The organism is Mycobacterium fragae (genome assembly GCF_002102185.1).
Classification (GTDB): domain Bacteria; phylum Actinomycetota; class Actinomycetes; order Mycobacteriales; family Mycobacteriaceae; genus Mycobacterium; species Mycobacterium fragae.
The window spans coordinates 66025-87869 of record NZ_LQOW01000016.1 but is presented as its reverse complement, the minus strand read 5'-3'; the positions used below and the strand labels follow the sequence as shown (position 1 = coordinate 87869).

Genomic DNA, 21845 nt, shown 5'->3' with positions numbered 1-21845 from the left:
TGACATTTCGATATCGTCGCGCTATGACCGTTAAATCCTCGGAGACGCCGCCTCCTTCGGGCCCCTCCCCGAAGGATCTTCGGCCCGCCGATCTTGACGACGTGGACCGTAAAATCCTCAGCCTGCTCCACGGCGATGCGCGCATCACCAACAGCGCCCTGGCCGCCGAGCTCGAGATCGCCGCCTCGACCTGCCACGGCCGTGTCCGGCGGTTGCTGGACCTCGGCGTCATCCGCGGCTTCTACACCGACATCGACCCGGCCGCCGTCGGGCTGCCGCTGCAGGCGATGATCTCGGTCAGCCTGCAGTCCAACGCCCGCGGTCGGATCCGTGACTTCATCCAGCAGATCCGCCGACGGCGGCAAGTCATGGACGTGTATTTCCTGGCGGGCGCCGACGATTTCATCCTGCATGTCGCCGCCCGCGACACGGACGACCTGCGCTCCTTCGTCGTCGAGAACCTCAACGCCGACGCCGACGTCGCGGGCACCCAGACGTCGTTGATCTTCGAGCACCTGCGGGGAGCGGCGCCGATTTAGCCGCCGGGGTTTCCCCGATACCGGCGGTACTGGCTAGGCTGCTGCGATGGTCACGGTCACACTGAGTCCAAGGTGCCTACTCACAGTTCGGTGACCGCGTCGGACGGCATCACTCTCGCCGTGCACGCCTACACCGCGATCGATCCGAAGCGCCCAACCGTCCTGGCCATCCATGGCTACCCGGATAACCACCACGTATGGGACGGGGTGGCCGAGCACCTCGCCGACCGTTACAACGTCGTCGCCTACGACGTGCGCGGTGCCGGCGAATCGGGACGCCCGGCGGGCCGATCCGGCTACCGGTTCGGCCAGCTGATCTCCGATATCGGGGCGGTGATCGACAGCCTGGGCGGCGACCGGGTGCACCTGTTGGCACACGACTGGGGCTCGATTCAGGCCTGGGCAGCGGTCACCGACGCCGCGGCGATGCGCAAATTCGCCTCGTTCACCTCGATTTCGGGGCCGCATCTGAACTACGCGGGCAAGTTCCTGCGTTCGCTGCGCACTGCGCGCGGCGTTGCCGACGTGGCCAAGCAGCTGCTGGCGTCCTGGTACATCTGGTTCTTTTTGTGCCCTGGCCTGCCCGAACTGGTATTTCGTTCCGGCCTGGGCGTGAAAGTCGTTGAGGCTTCGGAACGCATCGGCCGGTCGAGCGACCTCGGTCAGCCCCGCGGGTCACACCGGTCGCTCGATGACTATCTCAACGGGCTCAACCTGTACCGGGCCAACATGCCCAAGCCGTTTCTGGCGCCAGGCGCGCAGCTGCCGCAGACACGCGTGCCGGTCCAAGTGCTCGCGCCGAGCAAGGACATCTTCGTCACCCCCGCTCTGCAACGGTTCACCGGCTCAATCCCGGTGGGCGGCAGGGTGGTTCCGATCAGCGGCGGCCATTGGGTGGTGACTTCGCAACCCGACGTCATCGCCCGCTTGACCGGCGAATGGATCGACGGGGTGGTAGGCGGCCAGGCCTGACCAAACGCCTGCTCGTGGAGGTCTGGGCGACATATAGTCGATGCGCTATGGACCCGACTTTTTACCGCACCGCCGCCGACGCCATCGCGGCGCCGCCGGAGAAGCTGGCCTACGTTGTCGCGTTCGACCGCACCGCCGAGCGACCCGATGCGCTTACCGTGATCGACGTCGACCCGGCGTCCGACAGCTACGGACGCGTCGCGGGGTGGGCCGACCTGCCGACCCGCGGCGACGAGCTGCATCACTTCGGCTGGAACGCCTGCAGCAGCGCGCTCGCGCACGCCGGGCACCACACCGACGGGTTGCAGCGGCGCTATCTGCTGCTGCCCGGATTGCGGTCGTCGCGGGTGCATGTTTTCGATACCCATCCCGATCCCGCACAGCCGACGCTTTCGCGCACGATCGACGCCGCCGAGCTGGCGGCCAAAGCCGGCTATTCCCGGCCGCACACGCTGCACTGCGGCCCGGACGGCATCTTCCTGTCCTGCCTTGGAAACGGCGGCGGCGACGAGGGCCCGGGCGGCATCGCCCTGCTCGACCACGACACCTTCGACGTGCTGCGCGCGTGGGAGACCGACCGCGGTCCGCAGTACCTGTCCTATGACGCGTGGTGGCACCTCGGGCAGAACACGCTCATCACCAGCGAGTGGGGCACGCCCTCGATGATCGAGAACGGGTTGCAACCCGACCTGCTGCTTGGCCACAAGTATGGGCACGCGATCCACTTCTGGGACCTCGCGGAAGGCCGCCACCAACAGACCGTCGACCTGGGTGAGCAGTATCAGATGGCGCTGGAGCTGCGGCCGTCGCATGACCCGCAGGCCGCGTGGGGGTTTGTCGGTGTGGTGGTCAGCACCGAGGACCTGTCGGCATCGGTGTGGCGCTGGTATCGCGACGGTGATCGCTGGACCGCTGACAAGGTCATCACCATCCCGGCCGAGCCCGCCGACGCCAGCGCGCTGCCACCGGCGCTGCAGCCGTTCGGTGCGGTTCCGCCGTTGGTCACCGACATCAATCTCTCGGTCGACGACCGCTTCCTGTACGTCTCATGTTGGGCCACCGGGGAATTGAAGCAGTACGACGTGTCCGACCCGGCGCACCCTGTCGAGACCGGCTCGGTGCGGCTGGGCGGGGTCACCGGCCGGGTAGCCCACCCGGCGGCGCCATCGGAGCCGCTGGCCGGCGGCCCGCAGATGGTGGAGGTGAGCCGCGACGGCAAGCGCATCTACATGACGAACTCGCTCTACGGCGCGTGGGACGACCAGTTCTTCCCGGACGGGGTTGGCTCCTGGATGGCGAAGGTTGACACCGACCCGGACGCCGGCGGCGGGCTGCGCATCGACGAGCGGTTCTTCCCGCACGGCGAGGACTTCCGGGGCCTGCGGGTGCACCAGGTTCGGTTGCAAGGCGGGGACGCATCGTCGGACTCCTACTGCCACCGGTAGTGCGCCGCTAAGGGTCGTCCTCGGGCAGGTATCGCTCGGGGTGGTGGTAGTCGTTGGTTCTGGCCTGGCCGTGATCTAAGTGGGGCGGCGGAATCCATTGCGTCTCGCCGTTTTCGAGTTTGATTGTCCGCCAACCGTTCTCGGTCATCTTGTGATCGGGTTTGCAGGCCAGAGTCAGCTTGTCGACATCGGTCAGGCCGCCGTGGGCCCAGTCGTCGTCATGGTGGGCCTCCGACCAATAACCGGGCACGTCACAGCCGGGCGCGGTGCAGCCGCGATCCCTGGCGTAGAGAACGATGCGCTGATCCGGCGACGCTATTCTTCGAGTGCGGCCGAGATACAGTGGACGGCTTTGATGTTCGTCGAACACGGCCAGGTAGTGATATGCGTGACTGGCCATCCGGATGACGTCGCGCATCGGCAGCAGTGTCCCGCCGGCGGTGACCGCTTGGCCGGCGGCCGCCGTCAGTTCCTGCAGAGTCGTCGACACGACGACCGCTACCGGTAACCCTTTGTGCACACCGAGTTTCGGATCACCCAGCTGGCCGCGAACCAGTGCGTTCAGCGCGTCGTGTTGACGCTGGGCATGGCTACGTAAGTCCTTGCTTGCAATGTCCTGGTCGGGTTCGCCCTTGACGCAAGGGGTTTGATCGTCCGGGTTGCACATGCCCGGCGCGGCGAAGCGAGCCATCCAGGCATCCAGGTTGGCCCGCAGTTCGGGCGACGCGACGAGCTTGCCGATGCTCATCCCGTCGGCGCGCTGGCCAGACCAGGTGAAGCCGCGCTGGCGGGCACGGTCCTCGTCGGAGAATTTCCCGTCGGGATTGATGGTGATGGCACACCGGTTCGCCACCTTCTCCAACTGGTCGGGGCGTAGTGCGGTCGCCTGTTCGGCCAGGAAGCGCTCGGCGCGCTCAACCGTGTCGACAGAAGTGTCCACCGGCAGGTCACGGACGAATGTCTGGATCACCCGCAGATGCTGCTCGTCGAGCTGGCCGGACCGCCACACCTCGGCTGTGGCCGGCAATTGCGGCGGCAACGTCTCGCCGGTGAGTGTGGTCCGCGGGGCGAGCTGGCCGGCGTTGCGCATCCGGCGGCGTGTCTCTGCGGGGGTGATCCGAAGCCAGTCGGCGATCACCCTGTGCACCGGGCCGCCGATGTCGGCCGGATCCTCTTTGGCCAGGCCCGCGACGATGTCGTGGCTAGCCACTGCCTGCCGGCGACGGGCGGTTTCCAGGCGCTCCAGTGCGCGCAGCCGAACCGCGGGCTCGTAGTTGTCGAGGTTCAACTCGCCGACCGTCGCCACCGCTGCATCAAGCGCGTCGAAGGCGGAAGCCACCTCCGGCAGTGCAGTCACGCAAGTCGAACTCATGTTCGAAAGCTTATTGGCCGAGTCCGATAAAAAGCGACCCGATACGCCTCGGCTGTGGATAAACCGCGAACTGTGGACAACTCCGACACGACGGGCCCGGTCTAGGGTGAGGACCATGCGGGTAGGAGTGCTGGGATCGAAAGGCAAAGTCGGCGCGACGATGGTGGCGGCGGTACAGGCCGCCGACGATCTGACCCTGTCCGCCGAAGTGGACGCCGGTGATCCGCTGAGCCTGCTGACCGAGAACAAAACCGAGGTCGTCATCGACTTCACCCACCCCGACGTCGTGATGGACAATCTGAAGTTCTTGATCGACAACAGGATTCACGCCGTCGTCGGAACCACCGGCTTCACCGAGGAGCGGCTCCAGCAGGTGCGGTCCTGGCTGGCCGCCAAACCGGGGGTCTCCGCGCTGATCGCGCCCAACTTCGCGATCGGAGCAGTGCTGTCCATGCATTTCGCCAAGCAGGCCGCACCGTTCTACGAGTCGGCCGAGGTGATCGAACTGCACCACCCGCACAAGGCCGATGCGCCGTCGGGCACTGCAACGCGCACGGCGGCCCTGATCGCGGAGGCCCGAAAAGACCTGCCGCCCAACCCCGATGCCACCACGACGAGCTTGCCGGGCGCCCGCGGCGCCGACGTCGACGGCATCCCGGTGCATTCGGTGCGGCTGGCCGGGCTGGTGGCCCATCAGGAAGTGCTGTTCGGCACGGCCGGGGAGACCCTGACCATTCGGCACGACAGCATCGACCGCGCATCGTTCGTGCCCGGCGTGCTGCTGGCGGTCCGCCGCGTCGCCGAACACCCCGGCCTCACGGTCGGCATTGAATCGCTACTGAACTTGCAATGACCAACACCGTGCGCATCCAGCTGATGATCGCGTTCATGTGCGTGGCGCTGCTGGTGTACCTCGCGTTGCTCGGCCGGACCGCGGTGCTGATGATCGGCTCCGGGCATACCGTCGCCATCGCCCTCGGCGTGGCGCTGCTGATCCTGCCCGCCATCGGCCTGTGGGCAATGATTGCCACGCTGCGCGCCGGCTTCGTCCATCAGCGACTGGCCCGGATGGCCGCCGAAGACGGGATGGAACTCGATGTCAGCGCGCTGCCGCGACGGCCCTCCGGGCGCGTCGACCGCGACGCGGCCGACGCCCTGTTCGACACGGTGCGCACCGAACTGCGCAGCGACCCCGGCGATTGGCGGCGCTGGTATCGGCTGGCCCGCGCTTATGACTACGCCGGGGATCGGAGTCGCGCGCGCGAAGCGATGAAGACAGCCGTCGAGCTGCAAGGTCGCCAATGAGCAAGAGGCTGTTAGTGGTTCATCACACCCCGTCACCGGCCACGCGCGAACTGCTCGAGTCCGTGCTCGCGGGGGCAAACGACCCCGACATCGAGGGTGTGGAAGTCGTATCCCGGCCTGCTCTGGCGGCGACGGTCCCCGACGTACTCGACGCGGACGGCTACTTGTTCGGCACGACAGCCAATCTCGGCTACATGTCCGGGGCGCTCAAGCATTTCTTCGACACCGTCTACTACCCGAGCTTGGATCATGTGGCCGGTCGCCCCTACGGCCTGTGGGTGCACGGCAACAATGACACCGTGGGCGCGGCGACAGCGGTGGAAAAGGTGGCCACGGGCCTGTCGTTGGTAAAAGCCGCCGATGTTCTGGAGGTCACCGGTGCGATCGACGCCGGGGTCCGAGAGCGTGCCTACGAGCTGGGCGGCACGCTGGCCGCGACACTGATGGGGTGAGGAACATGACTGCGGTAACCGAGATTTCGCGCGATGCCAACCCGTTCGCGACGACGGGTGTTTCCCGCGACCGCAACGGAATTCCACATTACGACGAGTTGCCGGCCACACTGCTGGAGATGCTGTCCGAGCACGTCGACAACCGGCCGGACAGCGAAGCCGTCATCGAGCTCGGCGCCGATCGCCTGACGTACCGGCAGTTGTGGGACCGCGCCGCGAAAGTGGCCGGCGGGTTACGGGACAGCGGCCTGCAGCGAGGCGAACGGGTCGCGGTGCGCTACCCCGCAGGCGTCAACTGGGTGCTGGCCTTCTGGGGCACGATCATGGCCGGCGGCGTCGCGGTGCCGGTGAACACCCGCTCGGCTGAGCCCGAGGTCGCGTTCGTTTTGTCCGACGCCGGCGCCCGAGTCGATCTGGCCGCCGACACCCCGCTGCCCGAGGGCGAACCGTATGTCGTCGACGGACTTGACCGCGCCGACATCGCCGCGCTGTTCTACACCTCGGGCACAACCGGACGCCCCAAAGGCGTGCCGACCACCCACGAGGCGTTTCTGACCAACGCCGAGAACATGGTCCGCGTGCTGGGCCAGCCACGGGATCTCGGCGAGCAGTTCCGCACCCTCATCTCGGTGCCGCTGTTTCATGTGACGGGCTGCAACTCCCAGCTGCTGGCCGCGACCTACGTCGGTGGCAGCTCGGTGATCATGCCCGCGCTGGACCTCCCCGGACTGATTTCGGCGCTATCGACCGAGCGGATCTCGTCTATCGTCACCGTGCCCGCGGTATACGCATTGCTGTTGCGGCACAACGAGTTCAGCAACACCGACGTTTCCGGTGTCCGCTGGGTCGGCTACGGAGGCGCGCCGATTGCGCCGTCGTTGGTGAAAACGGTGAAGAATGCCTTCCCGGAGGCGCGGGTATTCAACGGCTACGGAATGACCGAAACCGCTTCGCTGATGACCGCGCTGCCCGACGAGGAGGCGATCGATCACGCCGACTCGGTGGGGTATGCGGTGCCCTCAGTGGACCTCGGCGTGGTTCCCTACGGCGACGATCCCGCCGAGGGTGAGTTGGTAACGCGCGGAGCCAACGTGACGGCCGGCTACTGGAACCGGCCGGAGGCCACCGCGGCCACGGTCATCGACGGCTGGCTGCACACCGGCGACGTGGTTCGGGTCGACGACGCGGGTCGGGTGCACATCATCGACCGGCTCAAAGACATCATCAACCGCGGCGGGGAGAACGTGTCCAGCGTCGAGGTCGAAGCCGCGCTGCTGTCGGCGCCCAATGTCGCCGACGCCTGTGTGCTCGCCGTGCCCGACGAGGTGATGGGGGAGAAGGTCGGGGCGGTGCTCGTCGGCGAGCAGATCGACGTGGCGACGGTGCTGGAACATTGCCGCACGCAGCTTGCCGACTTCAAAGTTCCGCAGTACATCAGCGTGGTCACCGAGCCGCTACCGCGCAATCCGGGCGGCAAGCTGCTCAAGGGGCAGCTGCGCGACCAGGTGCAGTGGGGCGACCCGCTCCGATGAGCTCGACCCTGCTGATTGCCAACCGCGGTGAGATCGCACTGCGGATCGTCCGCACCGCAACCGAATTGGGACTCTCCACGGTCGCCGTCTACGCCGAGGACGATGCCGAAAGCCCGCACGTGCACGCGGCTGACGAAGCGATCGGCCTGTCCGGCAGCGGTCCTGCCGCCTACCTGGATCACGCCGCGATACTGGCGGCTGCCAAGAAGTCCGGCGCCGGGCTGATCCATCCCGGCTACGGTTTCTTGTCCGAGCAACCCGAATTCGCACGGGCGTGCGCCGCGTCGGGCTACACGTTCGTCGGGCCGGACCCCGACGCGCTCGAGCTGTTCGGCGACAAGTCGTCGGCCCGTCGTGCGGCGAGCGCGGCCGACGTCCCGGTGCTGCCCGCCACCGACGGGCCGAGCAGCGTCGAAGAGGTGCGCGCATTTGCAGCCGCCCAGGACGGCGCGATCGTGATCAAGGCGCTGGCCGGCGGCGGCGGGCGGGGAATGCGAATAGTCCAGCGCGCCGACCAGATTGACGATGCATACCGCCAGTGCGCCGCCGAGGCCCAACTCGGTTTCGGCGATCCGGCGGTGTTCGCCGAGGCGTATCTGAGGAACGCGAGGCACATCGAGGTGCAGATCGCCGCGGCACAGGCGGGCCCGGCCATGCGTGCAGTGGTACTCGGCGACCGCGACTGCAGCATCCAGCGGCGCTACCAAAAGCTCATCGAAATCGCACCCGCGCAAAACATTTCCGCCACATTGCGCCGCGAGCTCCACGAGGCCGCGGCAAGGCTGTGCGCTCAGACCGACTACCGCGGGCTGGCCACCGTTGAATTCCTGGTCACCGGCGAACAATTCGTCTTCCTCGAAGTCAATCCGCGCATTCAGGTCGAACACACCATCACCGAAGAAACCACCGGGCTGGACTTGGTAGCGCTGCAGCTGGCCATCGCAGGAGGGGCCGCCTTCGACGAGCTGGGGCTGCCCCCTGAGCCGGTGGCGGCGCACGGCATCGCGATACAGAGCCGGATCAACATGGAGACTTTGGACGCCGACGGGTCCGTCCTGCCCACGAGCGGAACCCTGACGGTATTCTCGCCGCCGACTGGCCCCGGCGTGCGCGTCGACACTCACGGGCGGCCCGGCCTGACGCCGAGCCCACGCTACGACTCATTGCTGGCCAAGGTGATCACCCACGTGCACGGCACGAATCTCGATGCGGCGCTGCGCAAGGCACAGACCGCGTTGGCCGAATTCCGCATCGAAGGCGTTCGCACCAACATCCCTCTGCTGCGCGAGGTGCTGTCGGATAGCCAGCTGCAATCGGGAGCGGCGACGACGAGCTTTGTCGACGACAACCTTGCCCGCCTCGTCGGCGCCGCGAAGTCGCGGCGCGACGAACTACCCGTCGCGCCGCTCGAGCTGTACCCGGGCGAGGAGGTGCTGCGCGCTCAGTTGGCCGGCACCGTGGTCGAAATCGCGGCGGAAGGTGTGGAGCTGAGCGCCGGCCAACAGTTGGCGGTCCTCGAGGCGATGAAGATGCAGCACGTGCTGACCGCGCCGGACGCGCTGCGCACCGTGCGGACTCTGGTGACGTCCGGTCAGGTCGTCGGAACCGGAGACCCGTTGGTGGTCTTCATCCGCACGGGCGCGAGCGCGCAGGGCGAAGCGGTCACCGACCTCGATCTCGACCGGCCTCGTGCCGATCTCGACGAGGTTCGTCGCCGCCATCTGCTCACCCTCGACGAAGGCAGACCGGCTGCGGTCGCCAAGCGGCACAAGCAGAATCGCCGCACCGCACGGGAGAACATCGACGACCTGGTCGACCCGGGCAGCTTCGTCGAGTACGGCGCGTTGGCGGTGGCCGCGCAACGCAGCAGACGCTCCGAGGAGGACCTGATCGCCAACACCCCGGCCGATGGCCTGGTCGCGGGAGTGGCAACGATCAACGGTGGCGAGGCCGTGGTGGTGTCCTACGACTACACCGTGCTGGCCGGCACGCAGGGCATGCGCAACCACGCCAAAACCGACCGCGTCTTCGATCTCGCTGCGCGCAAACGTATCCCGCTGGTGATCTTCGCCGAAGGCGGCGGCGGCCGGCCCGGTGACACCGACGTCCACAATGTCGCAGGCCTTGATGTGCCGACGTTCCGGGCGCTCGGGGCACTGAGTGGCAAAGTGCCGTTGGTGGCGGTGGTCTCCGGACGTTGCTTCGCCGGCAATGCCGCGCTGGCCGGAACGTGCGACGTGATCATCGCGACGCCCGACGCCAACATCGGCATGGGCGGGCCGGCGATGATCGAAGGCGGCGGGCTCGGCGAATACCGGCCAGAGGACATCGGGCCCATCGACGTGCAGCGGCGCAACGGCGTGGTAGGCCTGGTAGCGCGTGACGACGCGCACGCGGTGGAGCTGACCAAGCGCTACCTCTCCTACTTCCAGGGCCGTGTCGAGGACTGGCAGGCCCCGGACCCGCGATTGGCCCGGCATGTGGTGCCGGAGAACCGATTACGGGCCTACGACGTGCACCGTGCGATCGAGTCGGTTGCCGACGTCGGCTCGGTGCTGCAGCTGCGGGCCGACTACGGCGTCGGGGTGGTGACGGCGCTCATCCGCGTCGAGGGCGCCCCGTTCGGGTTGCTGGCCAACAGCAGCCACCATCTGGGTGGCGCCATCGACGCCGAGGCATCCGACAAGATCGCCGACTTCCTAATGTTGTGCGAATCGTTTGGCCTGCCGATCGTTTCGCTGTGCGACACTCCCGGATTCATGGTCGGCCCGGATGCGGAAATTCATGGCGCGGTTCGACGGATGAGCCGGCTGTTCATCGTCGGCGCGCGGTTGACCGTGCCGTTCGGGATGATCATCCTGCGCAAGGGATATGGGCTGGGAGCGATGGCCATGGCCGGCGGTTCGTTTCACGCCCCAGAATTCACCGTGGCGTGGCCCACCGGGGAGATCGGCGGGATGGGCCTGGAAGGTGCCGTGCGACTGGGATTCAGCAAAGAGCTAGCGGCGGTGAGCGACCCGACCGAGCGTCAGAAACTATTCGAAAAGCTGGTCGAGTCGGCCTATCAGCACGGCAAGGCGCTCACGTCGGCCACCACCTTCGAGCTCGACGACGTGATCGACCCCGCGGACTCGCGGTCATGGATCACCCGACTGCTCTTTCGCGACGGAAGGAATCGATTGTGAAGGTCGCGCACAAGGTCGCCATCGTCACCGGTGGCGGCAACGGCATCGGCCGCGCGCTGGCATCCAAACTGGCGCAACAGGATGCGAAGGTCGTGGTCGCCGACCTGGACGCCGACGCCGCGCGGGCAGCGGCTAACGAGATCAACGCCGAGCGGCCCGGCACCGCCATCGACGCCCAAGCGGACGTCGCCGACACCGCGCAGATACAACGGCTCATCGACCTCGCCGAACGCGAATTCGGCGCCGTCGACCTGTATTTCGCCAACGCCGGCATCACCGGCGCGACCGGCCTGGACGTCAGCGAGGCCGACTGGGATCGGTCCATCGACATCAACGTGCGGGCACACATCCGCGCCGCCCAATTGCTGGTGCCCGGCTGGGTCGAGCGCGGTGAGGGCTATTTCGTGAGCACAGCCTCGGCGGCGGGACTGCTCACCCAGCTGGGATCGGCGACATACTCGGTCACCAAGCATGCCGCCGTCGGCTTCGCCGAGTGGCTGAACATCACCTACGGCGACCAAGGGGTGCGGGTGAGTTGCCTGTGCCCGATGGGCGTGAACACCACGCTGCTGCATGCGCCGGGGGAATCCGACGACCCGTTGGCCCGGCTGGCAACCCGGGCGGTGACGGCGTCCGGCGACGTGCTGGAGCCCGCCGACGTGGCCGACAGTGTGCTGGCGGCGATCGACGAGGAGCGCTTCCTGATCCTGCCGCATCCGACCGTGCTGGACATGTACCGGCAGAAAGGCGTCGACTACGACCGCTGGCTGCGCGGTATGCGCCGCTATCGGCGCAGCCTGCTAGCTGAGACGCTATGACGACTGACTATCCGTGTCCGGAACCGCAACCGACGCCTGGGAGGCATCCCTGGCCGCCCGGCACGCCGCCGGGGCCCGCGTTCTGACCGCCGAAACCGCAGCCGACGCCGGGGGCGCATCCTTGCCCGCCCGGGCCGCCACCGGGCCCGGTGAACTGGCCTCCTGAGCCGCAGTTCCCGTTGACGTCGCAGCCGCCGCCGCCCGGGCCAGGGGGCGGTGGCGGTGGGTCGTCCTTGAAGACGACGTGCGTGGCCGCTGGGGTGGTCATCGCCGGGCCGGTCGCGTAGGCGTCGGCGGCCGCCGTCGGTGCGGCGATCGTTGCAGCGACAGCCCCGGCCACAAGCAGTGGTTTCATGAGGTTTAACTTCGCTAACATTCCATTCGCATACCCCTGCACACGTGTACAAAACATCGCGCCAAAGATTTGCCGGCGACCAACGCAACCTGAAGGCATACCGAAATGACCGCACTGGATCTGACCGGCCGTACCGCGATTGTCACCGGCGCCTCGCGCGGAATCGGGCTCGCGACGTGCCAACAGCTGGCAGCCGCCGGCGCCAACGTGGTGCTCACCGCCCGCAAGCAGGAGTCCGCGGACGAGGCCGCAGCCCAGGTCCGCGGTAACGCCGTGGGCGTCGGCGCGCACGCGGTCGACGAGGATGCCGCGCGGCGCTGCGTCGAGCTCACGCTGGAGCGCTTCGGCAGCGTGGACATCCTGGTCAACAACGCCGGAACCAACCCCGCGTACGGTCCGCTGATCGAGCAGGACCACGCGCGGTTCGCCAAGATCTTCGACGTCAATCTGTGGGCGCCGCTGCTGTGGACCTCGCTCGTCGTCAAGGCCTGGATGGGCGAACACGGCGGTGCCGTGGTCAACACCGCGTCCATCGGGGGCATGCACCAATCGCCGGCCATGGGGATGTACAACGCAACCAAGGCCGCGCTGATCCACGTCACCAAACAACTGGCGCTCGAACTGTCGCCGCGAATCCGGGTCAATGCAATTTGCCCTGGCGTGGTTCGCACCCGGCTCGCCGAGGCGCTGTGGAAGGACAACGAGGATCCGCTGGCCTCGTCCATCGCGCTGGGCCGGATCGGCGAGCCCAACGATGTGGCGGGCGCGGTCGCCTTCCTGGTGTCCGATGCGGCGAGCTGGATCACCGGGGAGACGATGGTCATCGACGGCGGTCTGCTCCTCGGCCCCGCGCAGGGATTTCGGGCCCAATAGGGCCGAACAAGGGAGGCGGCAATGGGCGCTGACGATATAACAGCAGACCTGGACTCGCGGCTGCAGACGCTGCTGAAAGAGCACGATCCGGTGAGCAGCGACCCTCGCGATTTCCTGGGTGCGCGGTTCGATGCCGGCCTGGCGTGGGTGCATTTCCCGGTCGGCAGTGGAGGGCTCGACCTGCCGCGGGACTTTCAAGCGCACGTCGAAGCCGAACTGGCCGGCGTGGGCGCGCCGCCGGGCGGCGGTGGACGCAACGGCATCGGGATGGGCATGGCGGCGCCGACGATCGCAGCGTTCGGTAGCGCCGAACAACAACGAAAGTTCCTGCGGCCGTTGTTCACCGGCGAACACATCTACTGCCAGCTGTTCAGCGAGCCGGGTGCCGGGTCGGACTTGGCCGGGGTCACCACACGCGCGGTCCGGGATGGGGACGACTGGATTGTCAACGGGCAGAAGGTGTGGACGTCGAGCGCCCAGAACGCGCAGATGGCGATCCTGGTCGCGCGCACCGACCCGAACGTTCCCAAACACCAAGGGCTGACCTACTTCCTGTGTGACATGACGGTCGACGGCGTCGAGGTCCGCCCGCTGCGCCAAATCACCGGAGAGGCCGAGTTCAACGAGGTGTTCCTGACCGATGTCCGAGTGCCCGACGCGAACCGGCTCGGCGCCGTGGGCGGCGGCTGGAAGGTGGCGACGACCACGCTCAACAACGAGCGGGTTGCCATCGGCTCGCTGGCCGGCAGCGGACGGGAAACCGGGATGATCGGCAAGGTCGCCGAAGCGTGGCGCTCCGACCCGCAGCTGCGCAATCCGGCAATGCACGACGAGCTGATGCGGCTGTGGGTGGAAGCCGAGGTCACCCGGCTGACCGGCCTGCGGCTGCGCCAGCGACTCACCGCCGGTCAGCCAGGGCCGGAGGGCGCCGGCATGAAGGTGGCGTTTGCCCGGCTGGCACAGACGGTTTCGGGGTTCGAAATCGAACTACACGCGGAATCCGGCCTGCGCTATGACGATTGGACCATGCGCCAGCCGGATGTGGTCGATTTCACCGGCCGCGAGCCCGGGTATCGCTATCTGCGGGCCAGGGGCAATTCGATCGAGGGCGGCACGTCGGAGATCTTGCGCAACACGATTTCCGAGCGAATCCTCGGGCTGCCCCCGGAACATCGGGTCGACAAAGACGTCGCGTGGAAGGACCTGGACCGATGATCGACCTGCTGTACTCCGACACCGAGGAAGCATTGCGCGACAGCGTGCGGCGCCTGTTCGCCGACCGATGCCCGCCGGAATCCGTCATGCGCGTCTATGACTCTGCGCCGCAGGACTTTTCCAAGGTGTGGCACACGCTGGCCGCCGACCTGGGCATGGCCGGTTTGCTGGTGCCCGAAGAGCTCGGCGGCGCGGGAGCGGGCGCCCGCGAGGCTGCCGTCGTGATGGAGGAGATCGGCCGGTCCGTCGCGCCGGTGCCGTTCTTGTCCAGCGCGGTGCTGGCCACCGTCGCGCTGCTGCACGCCGGCGACACCGAGACGGTCAAGGAACTGGCGGCGGGATCGCTCACCGCGGCGCTGGCGGTGCCGTTTTCCACTGCGCCCCACGATGCGGTTGCCGGTGTCAGTGTCGGCGCGAACGGGCTGACCGGACGAGTCACCAGCGTGGCCGGCGCGAGCGAGGCCGACGTGCTGGTAGTGCCGGTGGCCGGGCCGGAGGGGCTGGAGTTACACACGGTCAGCCGCGACGCAGCCGGCGTCGACGTGTCGCCGGTGCTCGCCTTGGACATGACCAGACCGCTTGCGAACATCGAGTTTTCGGGAGCCGAGTCATCGCGCGTCGGCAGCGGGGCGGGGACGGTCGCGGTGGCGGCGGCACTGGAGACGGGCGCGGCTCTGCTCGCGTCCGAGCAGCTGGGCGTCGCGCAATGGTGTTTCGACACCACCTTGGCTTATGTCAAGCAGCGCAAGCAGTTCGGCCGCGCGATCGGGTCCTATCAAGCGATCAAGCACCGGTTGGCGGATCTCTGGGTGGAAGTCAATTCGGCGGCGGCGGCCGCACGTTACGCCGCCGACACCCGCGCTCGGGAACATGAAGACGCGACGATCGGCGCCGCCGTCGCACAGGCCTACTGCAGCGGGATTGCCGTTCACGCCGCGGAGGAATGCATCCAGCTGCATGGCGGCATCGGAATGACCTGGGAGTACCCGGCGCACCTGTACCTGAAGCGGGCCAAGGCCGATCAGTTGGCCTTCGGCACCGCCTACCGGCACCGTGCCCGGCTGGCCGAATTGGTCGACCTGCATGCATAAGCGCATTCTCGGGAACAACCTCGAAGTCTCAGCAATTGGCTTGGGCTGCATGGGGATGAGCCGCGGCTTCGGCCCCGCGGGACCCGACGACGAGATGATCGCGCTGATCCGCTCCGCCGTCGAGCACGGCGTCACCTTCTTCGACACTGCGGAAGCCTATGGGCCCAACGAAGAACTCGTCGGCGAGGCGCTTGAGCCGTTCGCGGGACAGGTGGTGATCGCCACCAAGTTCGGCTTCGCTTTCGACGCCAAAGGGAATATCGCGGGACTGAACAGTCGGCCCGAGCACATCAGGCAAGTCGCCGAGGCGTCGCTGCGCCGGCTTCGGGTGCCGACGATCGACCTGTTCTATCAGCACCGCGTCGACCCCGAGGTGCCCATCGAGGACGTGGCCGCGGCGGTCAAGGAGCTCATCGACGACGGCAAGGTAAGGCATTTCGGTTTGTCCGAGGCGTCCGCGGAGACAATCCGTCGCGCACATGCCGTGCAACCCGTGACGGCTGTGCAAAGCGAGTACTCGCTGTGGTGGCGGGAGCCGGAGGCCGAAATACTGCCCACGTGCGAGGAACTCGGCATCGGCTTCGTGCCGTACAGCCCGCTGGGCAAGGGCTTCCTCACCGGAACCATCAGCGAGAGCACGCAATTCGACGGCTACGACATCCGCAACAGCATTCCGCGCTTTGCCCCCGATGCGCGTGAGGCCAACCGGGCCGTGGTCGACCTACTCGAAGCAATCGCCGCGCGCAAGAACGCGACACCCGGTCAGGTCGCGCTGGCCTGGCTGCTTGCGCAGAAACCATGGATCGTCCCGATTCCCGGCACCCGCCGAACCGAACGCCTCGAGGAGAACCTCGCGGCGGCCGATGTCGAGCTGACAACCGACGACCTGCGCGAGATCGACGACGCGTCGGCCGGTATCGAGGTGCAGGGTGCCCGTTACCCCGACTTCATGCAGCGGGTGATCGGGCGGCGCTGACGCGGCGGGCCACTTCGCCGTACCGCTCGATGCGCTCAGGGTCACCGAAAGCGTTGTACAGCACAAGGCGCGTGGCGATTCCGTCGTACTTTTGCGTCAGCGCGTCCGCCAGTCCGTCCCAGGTCGACTCGGTGGCAAAGGCGCCGATGTGGTCGTCGGTGATCTGCGCCGCCATCCCGGCGAAGTCGCCGGCTTTCTGCTTCTCGCGAATCCGGGCGGTGGTGCCCTCGAACCCGGCCTCGTCCCAGATGAACGCATAGTTGGGTGTGCTGCCGTAAAAGGCCATGCTCGCCCGCACGCGTTCTCGCTCCTGGGCACGCTCCTCGTCGCTGTCGCCGACGATTGTCAGCACCGGCACGATCACCGCGATGTCCGACGCTTCGCGTCCGGCTTTCGCGGCTCCGGCGGCGATGTTCGGCAAGGCGTGACGCTTGATGTAGCCCGGCTCGGCAATCGGATGGATATGCACCCCGTCGGCTACCTCGCCCGCCATCCGCAGCATCCACGGATTCACAGCCGCGACATCCACTTTCGGGTCGGGGGCGTCGATCGGACCCGCGCTCCACTGGGGAGAGATGAAGTCGAGGTCGTAGAACTCGCCGTGGTGATCGAGCTTCCCGGAGCGAAACGCCGCGAAGCACGCCTTGACGGCGCGGACGTAGTCTCGCAGCCGCGGACCGGGCCGCTCGAAGGCCACACCGTATCGCCGGACCACGTGAGTACGGACCTGCGTGCCCAAGCCCAGTCGGAACTTCCCGTCAGTCGCCTCGGCAAGCTCCCACGCCGCGGCCGCCGTGACGAACGGGCTGCGCGGAAAGGCCACCGCGACACCGGTGGACAATTCGAGCCCGGGCGCGGCCTGTGACGCCACGGCCGCGTTGAGGTAGGCCGTGCGGCCTGTCTCGGTGAACAGCAGGCCGGAGAATCCGGCGGATTGAGTGCGTCGGGCAAGCTCACCGATCCGGCTCAACGGCACCGGACTCGTCATTGCGTCGACATGCATGCGCGCCGACTAACCCTTCAGATGTGAGGCGAAGAAGTCCCGCGTCGCTGCCCAATGCCGGTCGGCCGCGGCGGCGTCGTAGGGCTCGTTGTCCGGGACGGCGAACCCGTGGGCTGCGGGATAGGTTTCGATGGTGTGCTCGACGCCGGCCGCCGTCAGCGCCTTGTCCAGCTGCTCGGCGTGTTCGGATGTGAACGACGCATCGTTCTCCGCGCCGGCCACATAGATCGCCGCCTGAATGTCGCCGGCCCGCAGATGTGGGCTGTCGGCGTTGTCGGTCACCAGCCCGCCGCCATGGAACGACGCCGCGGCCGCCACCCGGTCCGGTTGCCGGCCGGCCACCACGATCGACGTCCGCCCGCCCATGCAGTAACCGGTCGTGCCGAAGCGCTCCCCGCTCACCTCCGGGCGACTCGCCAAGTAATCGAAGAAAGACCCGGCGTCCAGGGCCATCATCATCGGTGTCACGCTGCCGATCATCTTCATCAGCCGCGTGCGTTCCTCGGGATCGCCGAACGCGGTCTTCATGTCGATCGGGGCCCAGTCGCCAAGACGGTAGTAGACGTCGGGCAGCAGCACGGCGTACCCGAAGCCGGCCAATTTGGCGGCCATTTCGTAGAAGGTGTCGCGCACCCCGCCGGCGTCGGGGTACATGACGACACCCGGCCATGGACCCTCCCCGTCGGGGGTGAACAGGCGGACGGTGCAGTCGCCGTCCTGCGTCTTGACGGTGTCGGTGATGTTCGGCATGGCTACCGTTTTACTCCCCGGCTTTCGACGTAAGCTGGCCGCGTGCCGATCGCCACGCCGTACGAGGATCTGCTGCGGCTGGTCCTGGAGCGGGGCACGCCCAAAGCCGACCGAACCGGCACCGGAACCCGCAGCCTGTTCGGCCACCAGATGCGCTATGACCTGTCGGCCGGTTTCCCGCTGATCACCACCAAGAAGGTGCACCTGAAGTCGGTGGTCTACGAGCTGCTGTGGTTTTTGCGCGGCGACTCCAACGTGAGGTGGTTACAGGAACACGGAATCACCATTTGGGACGAATGGGCCAGTCCCACAGGCGATCTCGGTCCGGTCTACGGCGTGCAGTGGCGGTCGTGGCCAACTCCGTCCGGCGAGCACGTCGACCAGATCTCCGCGGCGCTGGAGCTGTTGCGCACCGACCCGGATTCGCGGCGCATCATCGTGTCGGCGTGGAACGTCGGCGACATCCCGGCGATGGCGCTGGCGCCGTGTCATGTGCTGTTTCAGTTCTATGTGGCCGACGGCCGGCTGAGCTGTCAGCTCTACCAGCGCAGCGCCGACCTGTTCCTCGGGGTGCCGTTCAACATCGCCAGCTATGCACTGCTGACCCACATGATGGCCGCGCAGGCCGGTCTGACCGTCGGTGAGTTCATCTGGACCGGCGGTGACTGCCACATCTACGACAACCACGTCGAGCAAGTGCGTCTACAGCTCAGCCGCGAACCACGGCCGTACCCGGAATTGGTTCTGGCGCATCGTGATTCGATCTTCGACTACAGCTACGAGGACGTCGTCATCAAGGGCTACGATCCGCATCCGGCGATCAAAGCGCCCGTCGCGGTATGACAGGCCTGATCTGGGCTCAGTCGACATCGGGGATCATCGGCCGCGGCGGTGGCATTCCATGGCAGCTGCCCGAAGACCTGGCCCGGTTCAAGGAGCTCACCATCGGTCACACCGTGGTGATGGGCCGTCGCACCTGGGAGTCACTGCCGGCCAAGGTTCGACCGTTGCCGGGCCGCAGAAATGTCGTAGTCACCCGCCAGACTGGCTATATGGCTGAGGGCGCTGAGGTCGTGAGCACACTGGAAGAAGCGCTGGCCGATCCGGATAGCTGGGTGATCGGCGGCGAGCAGCTTTACGCGCTGGCGATGCCGCGCGCCACCCGCTGTGAGGTCACCGAAATCGACATCGACTTGCCGCGCGACGACGGCGATGTCCTTGCCCCGGTGCTCGACGAGACCTGGGTCGGTGCGACGGGGGAGTGGCAGCTCAGCCGGTCCGGACTGCGCTACCGACTACACAGCTACCGCCGGCGATGACGAAACTGTCCACCGGCAGGCAAACCGTGACATACTCGACTTGGGTCGGTTTCTGTTGGTTTACCAGGCATTTCAGGAAGGAGAATCGGGCGTGAATACCGGACCAGCACACAAGTTCCCTCGTGTTCTCCTGGGCTACGATCCGATGGCCGTCGATGCCTACATCGAGGAGTCGACCGCCGAGCAGCAGTCGCTGCTCGACGACATCGAGCGCTTAGGGACCCGGCTGAGGGCATCCGCCGATGAAACAGCCGCGCTGCGAAACGAAATCGCCGTCCTCAACGACACCTCGCCATCGCCACACGCGATGGCGCATCGCATGGCCAAACTGATGCAGCATGTGGTCGACGAGGTTGCTCGGATGCATGCCGAGGCAAAGGCTGAGGTAGCGGCGCTCGTGGCGGCGATTGAGTCGGAGGCGGAGGCCGCGCGCCAAAAGCATGATGAGATGTTGGCGGAAACGGCGGCGCAGCGAAGCGCCGCGGCGGCCGAGTGTGCTGAAGCCAAGAGCAAACTGGAGGCAAAGCTCACCAAGATGCGCGCTGAAACGCAATCGGCGATCGATGACGAGCGGCAGAAGGCCGCGCAGGAGCGAGACCAGCTGCTCGCGGACGCCAAGCGGGAGGCTGATCGCGTTCGTGAGGAGGCGGTACGGGTGCTGGACGAGGCCCGTCAGCAGCGACTCCAGATCCTCGAGCAACTGATGGACGTCTACCGCGGATTTGAAACGATTCCGGCGGCTCTGGAGGCGGCATACCAAGAACGCGACAAACCGCCGGAGGCCGGTGTCGTAGTGCCGTTCGAGCAGAAGAGAAGCACCGGGTGAGGGTGGGTCGGTATTCTCAGCGGCGTGCCGGCCCGAAGCCGTAGGCTGACAGCGCCGCAGGCCCGCCGGATAGCCGTTGCGGCGCAAGGCTTCACCGAACAGCGGCCGGCCGGACCCGTCACCCGCACGCACCTGCGGAGGCTGATCTCGCGCATCCAGGTGCTGCAGCTCGACTCCGTGTCGGTGGCGGTGCGCGCCCACTATGCGCCGGTGTTCAGCCGCCTCGGTCCCTACGACCGCGACGTCCTGGACCGCGCCGCCTGGAGCCATAGCGCGCGCTCACCGCGGCTGCTGGTGGAGTACTGGGCGCATGAGGCGGCGTTGATGGCCGTCGACGACTGGCCGTTGCTGCGCTGGCGAATGCGCCGGTACCGGCATGGTCGCTGGGGCACCCATATCGTCAAGGCCAACCCGCAACTGGCCGACGACATCGTCGCCGCCGTGACCGAGCTCGGGCCGTCGACCGCCGGCCAGATCGAGGCGCATCTCGCCGCGGCACCCCGCTCCGCCAAAGGCGCCTGGTGGAAACGCAGCGACACCAAGTGGGTCGCCGAGGCACTGTTCTCCTCCGGTGTGCTGACCACGGCCACCCGGGTGGGGTTCGCCCGGCACTACGACCTGACCGAGCGGGTGTTGCCCCACGAGGTGCTGACCCGTGAAATCGACGAGGACGACGCAGTCCGCGAGCTCACGCTGCGGGCGGCCACCGCGCTGGGTGTGGGCACCGAAGCCGACATCCGCGACTATTTCCGGCTGGCCGCCGATCAGGCCAAGCCCGCGATCGCCAAGTTGGTCGCCGACGGCGAGCTCGAACAAGTCGACGTCGACGGGTGGTCCGCACCGGCATACCTGCGTGCCGGGCGCTCGGTGCCGCGCGTCGACAGCGGCACGGCCCTGCTGTGCCCGTTCGACCCGCTGATCTTCTTCCGGCCCCGGGTCGAGCGACTGTTCGGGTTCTCCTACCGCCTGGAGATCTACACGCCGGCCGCCAAGCGCCAATTCGGCTACTACGTGTGGCCGTTTCTGCTCGACGGTGAGCTGGTTGCCCGGGTCGACCTCAAGGCCGACCGTGCGGCGAACGCCCTGCATGTCGTCGGCGCGTTCATCGAAGAGGATCGGTCGCCGTCGCGGGTGGCCGCGGCGCTGAGCACCGAGCTGGAAACCATGGCCGCCTGGCTGGGGTTGGCGGGCGTGACGATCGGTGACCGCGGCGATCTGGCGGCGCAGCTGAGGATGTCGCGATGACGTCGGGCAAACCCGTTCGTCTCCCGGCGGCTCCCGAGCTGACCGACGGGCCGGATCTACGGTTGCGGCCGCCGTGTCCGCAGGACGTGAACGACATCGTGGCGCAATGCCAGGATCCGGAGTTTCAGCGCTGGACCACCGTGCCGGTGCCGTATCAGGAGACCGACGCGCACGAGTTTCTGCGGCGGGTAGCCGAGGGCTGGCGGGCCAACGTCGCAACGTTCGCCATCGAGCACCAGGGGCGCTTCGCGGGAAGCGTGGACCTGCGGTTCGACGGCGTTGGCGGCGCCGAGGTGGGCTTCGGGTTGGCTCCATGGGCGCGAGGCAGGGGCGTGATGAGCCGGGCACTGCGGCTGGCGCTGGCGTGGGCGTTCGAACTGCCCGACATCCAGGTGGTGCACTGGCGGGCACAGGTGGGCAACGTTGCGTCGCGGCGGGTCGCGGAGCGGTGCGGGTTCCGGATGGAGGGGACCGTGCGGGGTCTGCTCGAACAGCGAGGTGAGCGGCGCGACGCCTGGATCGGCTCACTGCGTCGCGGCGGGCTCACGACAGCCACCAGTTAGGGTTGGCGC

General features: G+C 67.3%; 22 protein-coding genes. 18 read left to right on the top strand and 4 right to left on the bottom strand.

Annotation, left to right across the window (positions count from 1 at the left end; genetic code table 11):
• Nucleotides 1–23: 23 nt before the first annotated feature.
• The 3 genes from aldR to AWC06_RS08400 all read left to right on the top strand — a co-directional run bounded on the left by aldR (nucleotide 24) and on the right by AWC06_RS08400 (nucleotide 2956).
• Complete coding sequence (aldR, locus tag AWC06_RS08410; RefSeq protein ID WP_211281930.1) at nucleotides 24–539, top strand: HTH-type transcriptional regulator AldR; 516 nt, start codon at nucleotides 24–26, stop codon at nucleotides 537–539.
• Between the two features lie 90 nt (nucleotides 540–629).
• Entirely contained in the window at nucleotides 630–1511 is an 882-nt protein-coding gene (locus tag AWC06_RS08405; RefSeq protein WP_085196306.1) for an alpha/beta fold hydrolase, read from the top strand.
• 47 nt (nucleotides 1512–1558) lie between these two features.
• Entirely contained in the window at nucleotides 1559–2956 is a 1398-nt protein-coding gene (locus tag AWC06_RS08400) for a selenium-binding protein SBP56-related protein (RefSeq protein WP_085196304.1), read from the top strand.
• Between the two features lie 7 nt (nucleotides 2957–2963).
• On the opposite strand, the gene AWC06_RS08395 is transcribed toward AWC06_RS08400, so the two are convergent.
• Nucleotides 2964–4328: an HNH endonuclease signature motif containing protein gene (locus tag AWC06_RS08395; RefSeq protein WP_085196302.1), complete on the bottom strand. Its 1365-nt coding sequence runs from the start codon at nucleotides 4326–4328 to the stop codon at nucleotides 2964–2966.
• 115 nt (nucleotides 4329–4443) lie between these two features.
• Between AWC06_RS08395 and dapB the strand changes: the two genes are divergently transcribed.
• The 6 genes from dapB to AWC06_RS08365 are packed head-to-tail and all read left to right on the top strand — an operon-like array spanning nucleotide 4444 to nucleotide 11620.
• On the top strand, nucleotides 4444–5181 hold the full coding sequence (dapB, locus tag AWC06_RS08390) for a 4-hydroxy-tetrahydrodipicolinate reductase (RefSeq protein ID WP_085196300.1): 738 nt from the start codon (nucleotides 4444–4446) through the stop codon (nucleotides 5179–5181).
• Entirely contained in the window at nucleotides 5178–5633 is a 456-nt protein-coding gene (locus tag AWC06_RS08385) for a tetratricopeptide repeat protein (RefSeq protein WP_085196298.1), read from the top strand. The genes dapB and AWC06_RS08385 overlap by 4 nt, the downstream gene beginning before the upstream one ends.
• Nucleotides 5630–6085, top strand: coding sequence for a flavodoxin family protein (locus tag AWC06_RS08380; protein WP_085196296.1), 456 nt, complete (start codon nucleotides 5630–5632; stop codon nucleotides 6083–6085). Before AWC06_RS08385 ends, AWC06_RS08380 begins: the two co-directional genes overlap by 4 nt.
• 5 nt (nucleotides 6086–6090) lie before the next feature.
• Nucleotides 6091–7617, top strand: a complete 1527-nt coding sequence (locus AWC06_RS08375; RefSeq protein WP_085196294.1) for a class I adenylate-forming enzyme family protein — start codon at nucleotides 6091–6093, stop codon at nucleotides 7615–7617.
• Nucleotides 7614–10802, top strand: coding sequence for a carboxyl transferase domain-containing protein (locus AWC06_RS08370; protein ID WP_085196293.1), 3189 nt, complete (start codon nucleotides 7614–7616; stop codon nucleotides 10800–10802). Before AWC06_RS08375 ends, AWC06_RS08370 begins: the two co-directional genes overlap by 4 nt.
• Nucleotides 10799–11620, top strand: coding sequence for an SDR family oxidoreductase (locus AWC06_RS08365; RefSeq protein WP_085196291.1), 822 nt, complete (start codon nucleotides 10799–10801; stop codon nucleotides 11618–11620). Before AWC06_RS08370 ends, AWC06_RS08365 begins: the two co-directional genes overlap by 4 nt.
• A 7-nt stretch (nucleotides 11621–11627) precedes the next feature.
• Here the strand turns inward: AWC06_RS08365 and AWC06_RS08360 are convergent, their stop codons facing one another.
• Nucleotides 11628–11975 carry a PE-PGRS family protein gene (locus AWC06_RS08360; protein ID WP_085196289.1) on the bottom strand — a complete coding sequence of 116 codons (348 nt, stop codon included), beginning with the start codon at nucleotides 11973–11975 and terminating at the stop codon, nucleotides 11628–11630.
• A 105-nt stretch (nucleotides 11976–12080) separates the two neighbouring features.
• Between AWC06_RS08360 and AWC06_RS08355 the strand changes: the two genes are divergently transcribed.
• From AWC06_RS08355 to AWC06_RS08340, 4 genes are read left to right on the top strand one after another with little or no spacing between them, the layout of a single operon-like run.
• Entirely contained in the window at nucleotides 12081–12848 is a 768-nt protein-coding gene (locus tag AWC06_RS08355) for an SDR family oxidoreductase (RefSeq protein WP_085196288.1), read from the top strand.
• Between the two features lie 21 nt (nucleotides 12849–12869).
• Nucleotides 12870–14063, top strand: a complete 1194-nt coding sequence (locus AWC06_RS08350; RefSeq protein ID WP_085196286.1) for an acyl-CoA dehydrogenase family protein — start codon at nucleotides 12870–12872, stop codon at nucleotides 14061–14063.
• Nucleotides 14060–15154 (top strand): acyl-CoA dehydrogenase family protein, encoded by a 1095-nt coding sequence (locus AWC06_RS08345; RefSeq protein WP_085196284.1) that lies wholly within the window; start codon nucleotides 14060–14062, stop codon nucleotides 15152–15154. Before AWC06_RS08350 ends, AWC06_RS08345 begins: the two co-directional genes overlap by 4 nt.
• Entirely contained in the window at nucleotides 15147–16130 is a 984-nt protein-coding gene (locus AWC06_RS08340) for an aldo/keto reductase (protein WP_085196282.1), read from the top strand. The genes AWC06_RS08345 and AWC06_RS08340 overlap by 8 nt, the downstream gene beginning before the upstream one ends.
• Here the strand turns inward: AWC06_RS08340 and AWC06_RS08335 are convergent.
• Nucleotides 16102–17133 (bottom strand): TIGR03617 family F420-dependent LLM class oxidoreductase, encoded by a 1032-nt coding sequence (locus tag AWC06_RS08335; protein ID WP_085196280.1) that lies wholly within the window; start codon nucleotides 17131–17133, stop codon nucleotides 16102–16104. The genes AWC06_RS08340 and AWC06_RS08335 overlap by 29 nt on opposite strands.
• Before the next feature lie 9 nt (nucleotides 17134–17142).
• Complete coding sequence (locus AWC06_RS08330) at nucleotides 17143–17883, bottom strand: dienelactone hydrolase family protein (RefSeq protein ID WP_085196278.1); 741 nt, start codon at nucleotides 17881–17883, stop codon at nucleotides 17143–17145.
• 42 nt (nucleotides 17884–17925) lie between these two features.
• Between AWC06_RS08330 and AWC06_RS08325 the strand changes: the two genes are divergently transcribed.
• The 5 genes from AWC06_RS08325 to AWC06_RS08305 all read left to right on the top strand — a co-directional run bounded on the left by AWC06_RS08325 (nucleotide 17926) and on the right by AWC06_RS08305 (nucleotide 21836).
• On the top strand, nucleotides 17926–18726 hold the full coding sequence (locus AWC06_RS08325; RefSeq protein WP_085196276.1) for a thymidylate synthase: 801 nt from the start codon (nucleotides 17926–17928) through the stop codon (nucleotides 18724–18726).
• A complete protein-coding gene (locus AWC06_RS08320; protein WP_085196274.1) occupies nucleotides 18723–19202 on the top strand; it encodes a dihydrofolate reductase in 480 nt (159 codons plus the stop codon). Before AWC06_RS08325 ends, AWC06_RS08320 begins: the two co-directional genes overlap by 4 nt.
• A gap of 145 nt (nucleotides 19203–19347) precedes the next feature.
• A complete protein-coding gene (locus AWC06_RS08315) occupies nucleotides 19348–20028 on the top strand; it encodes an ATP synthase subunit B family protein (RefSeq protein ID WP_085196606.1) in 681 nt (226 codons plus the stop codon).
• A 24-nt stretch (nucleotides 20029–20052) separates the two neighbouring features.
• Nucleotides 20053–21273, top strand: a complete 1221-nt coding sequence (locus AWC06_RS08310; protein WP_085196272.1) for a winged helix-turn-helix domain-containing protein — start codon at nucleotides 20053–20055, stop codon at nucleotides 21271–21273.
• Nucleotides 21270–21836, top strand: a complete 567-nt coding sequence (locus AWC06_RS08305; protein ID WP_085196270.1) for a GNAT family N-acetyltransferase — start codon at nucleotides 21270–21272, stop codon at nucleotides 21834–21836. The genes AWC06_RS08310 and AWC06_RS08305 overlap by 4 nt, the downstream gene beginning before the upstream one ends.
• The last annotated feature ends 9 nt before the right edge of the window (nucleotides 21837–21845 follow it).

Excerpts from the sequence above, each read along its gene's own strand:
- AWC06_RS08370 (WP_085196293.1), top strand. The coding sequence starts at position 7,614 with ATGAGCTCGACCCTGCTGATTGCCAACCGCGGTGAGATCGCACTGCGG.
- AWC06_RS08360 (WP_085196289.1), bottom strand. The coding sequence starts at position 11,975 with ATGAAACCACTGCTTGTGGCCGGGGCTGTCGCTGCAACGATCGCCGCA.
- AWC06_RS08350 (WP_085196286.1), top strand. The coding sequence starts at position 12,870 with ATGGGCGCTGACGATATAACAGCAGACCTGGACTCGCGGCTGCAGACG.
- AWC06_RS08340 (WP_085196282.1), top strand. The coding sequence starts at position 15,147 with ATGCATAAGCGCATTCTCGGGAACAACCTCGAAGTCTCAGCAATTGGC.
- AWC06_RS08375 (WP_085196294.1), top strand. The coding sequence starts at position 6,091 with ATGACTGCGGTAACCGAGATTTCGCGCGATGCCAACCCGTTCGCGACG.
- AWC06_RS08400 (WP_085196304.1), top strand. The coding sequence starts at position 1,559 with ATGGACCCGACTTTTTACCGCACCGCCGCCGACGCCATCGCGGCGCCG.
- AWC06_RS08315 (WP_085196606.1), top strand. The coding sequence starts at position 19,348 with ATGGCCGTCGATGCCTACATCGAGGAGTCGACCGCCGAGCAGCAGTCG.
- AWC06_RS08330 (WP_085196278.1), bottom strand. The coding sequence starts at position 17,883 with ATGCCGAACATCACCGACACCGTCAAGACGCAGGACGGCGACTGCACC.
- AWC06_RS08385 (WP_085196298.1), top strand. The coding sequence starts at position 5,178 with ATGACCAACACCGTGCGCATCCAGCTGATGATCGCGTTCATGTGCGTG.
- AWC06_RS08345 (WP_085196284.1), top strand. The coding sequence starts at position 14,060 with ATGATCGACCTGCTGTACTCCGACACCGAGGAAGCATTGCGCGACAGC.
- AWC06_RS08395 (WP_085196302.1), bottom strand. The coding sequence starts at position 4,328 with ATGAGTTCGACTTGCGTGACTGCACTGCCGGAGGTGGCTTCCGCCTTC.
- AWC06_RS08305 (WP_085196270.1), top strand. The coding sequence starts at position 21,270 with ATGACGTCGGGCAAACCCGTTCGTCTCCCGGCGGCTCCCGAGCTGACC.
- AWC06_RS08380 (WP_085196296.1), top strand. The coding sequence starts at position 5,630 with ATGAGCAAGAGGCTGTTAGTGGTTCATCACACCCCGTCACCGGCCACG.
- dapB (WP_085196300.1), top strand. The coding sequence starts at position 4,444 with ATGCGGGTAGGAGTGCTGGGATCGAAAGGCAAAGTCGGCGCGACGATG.
- AWC06_RS08320 (WP_085196274.1), top strand. The coding sequence starts at position 18,723 with ATGACAGGCCTGATCTGGGCTCAGTCGACATCGGGGATCATCGGCCGC.
- AWC06_RS08335 (WP_085196280.1), bottom strand. The coding sequence starts at position 17,133 with ATGCATGTCGACGCAATGACGAGTCCGGTGCCGTTGAGCCGGATCGGT.
- AWC06_RS08355 (WP_085196288.1), top strand. The coding sequence starts at position 12,081 with ATGACCGCACTGGATCTGACCGGCCGTACCGCGATTGTCACCGGCGCC.
- aldR (WP_211281930.1), top strand. The coding sequence starts at position 24 with ATGACCGTTAAATCCTCGGAGACGCCGCCTCCTTCGGGCCCCTCCCCG.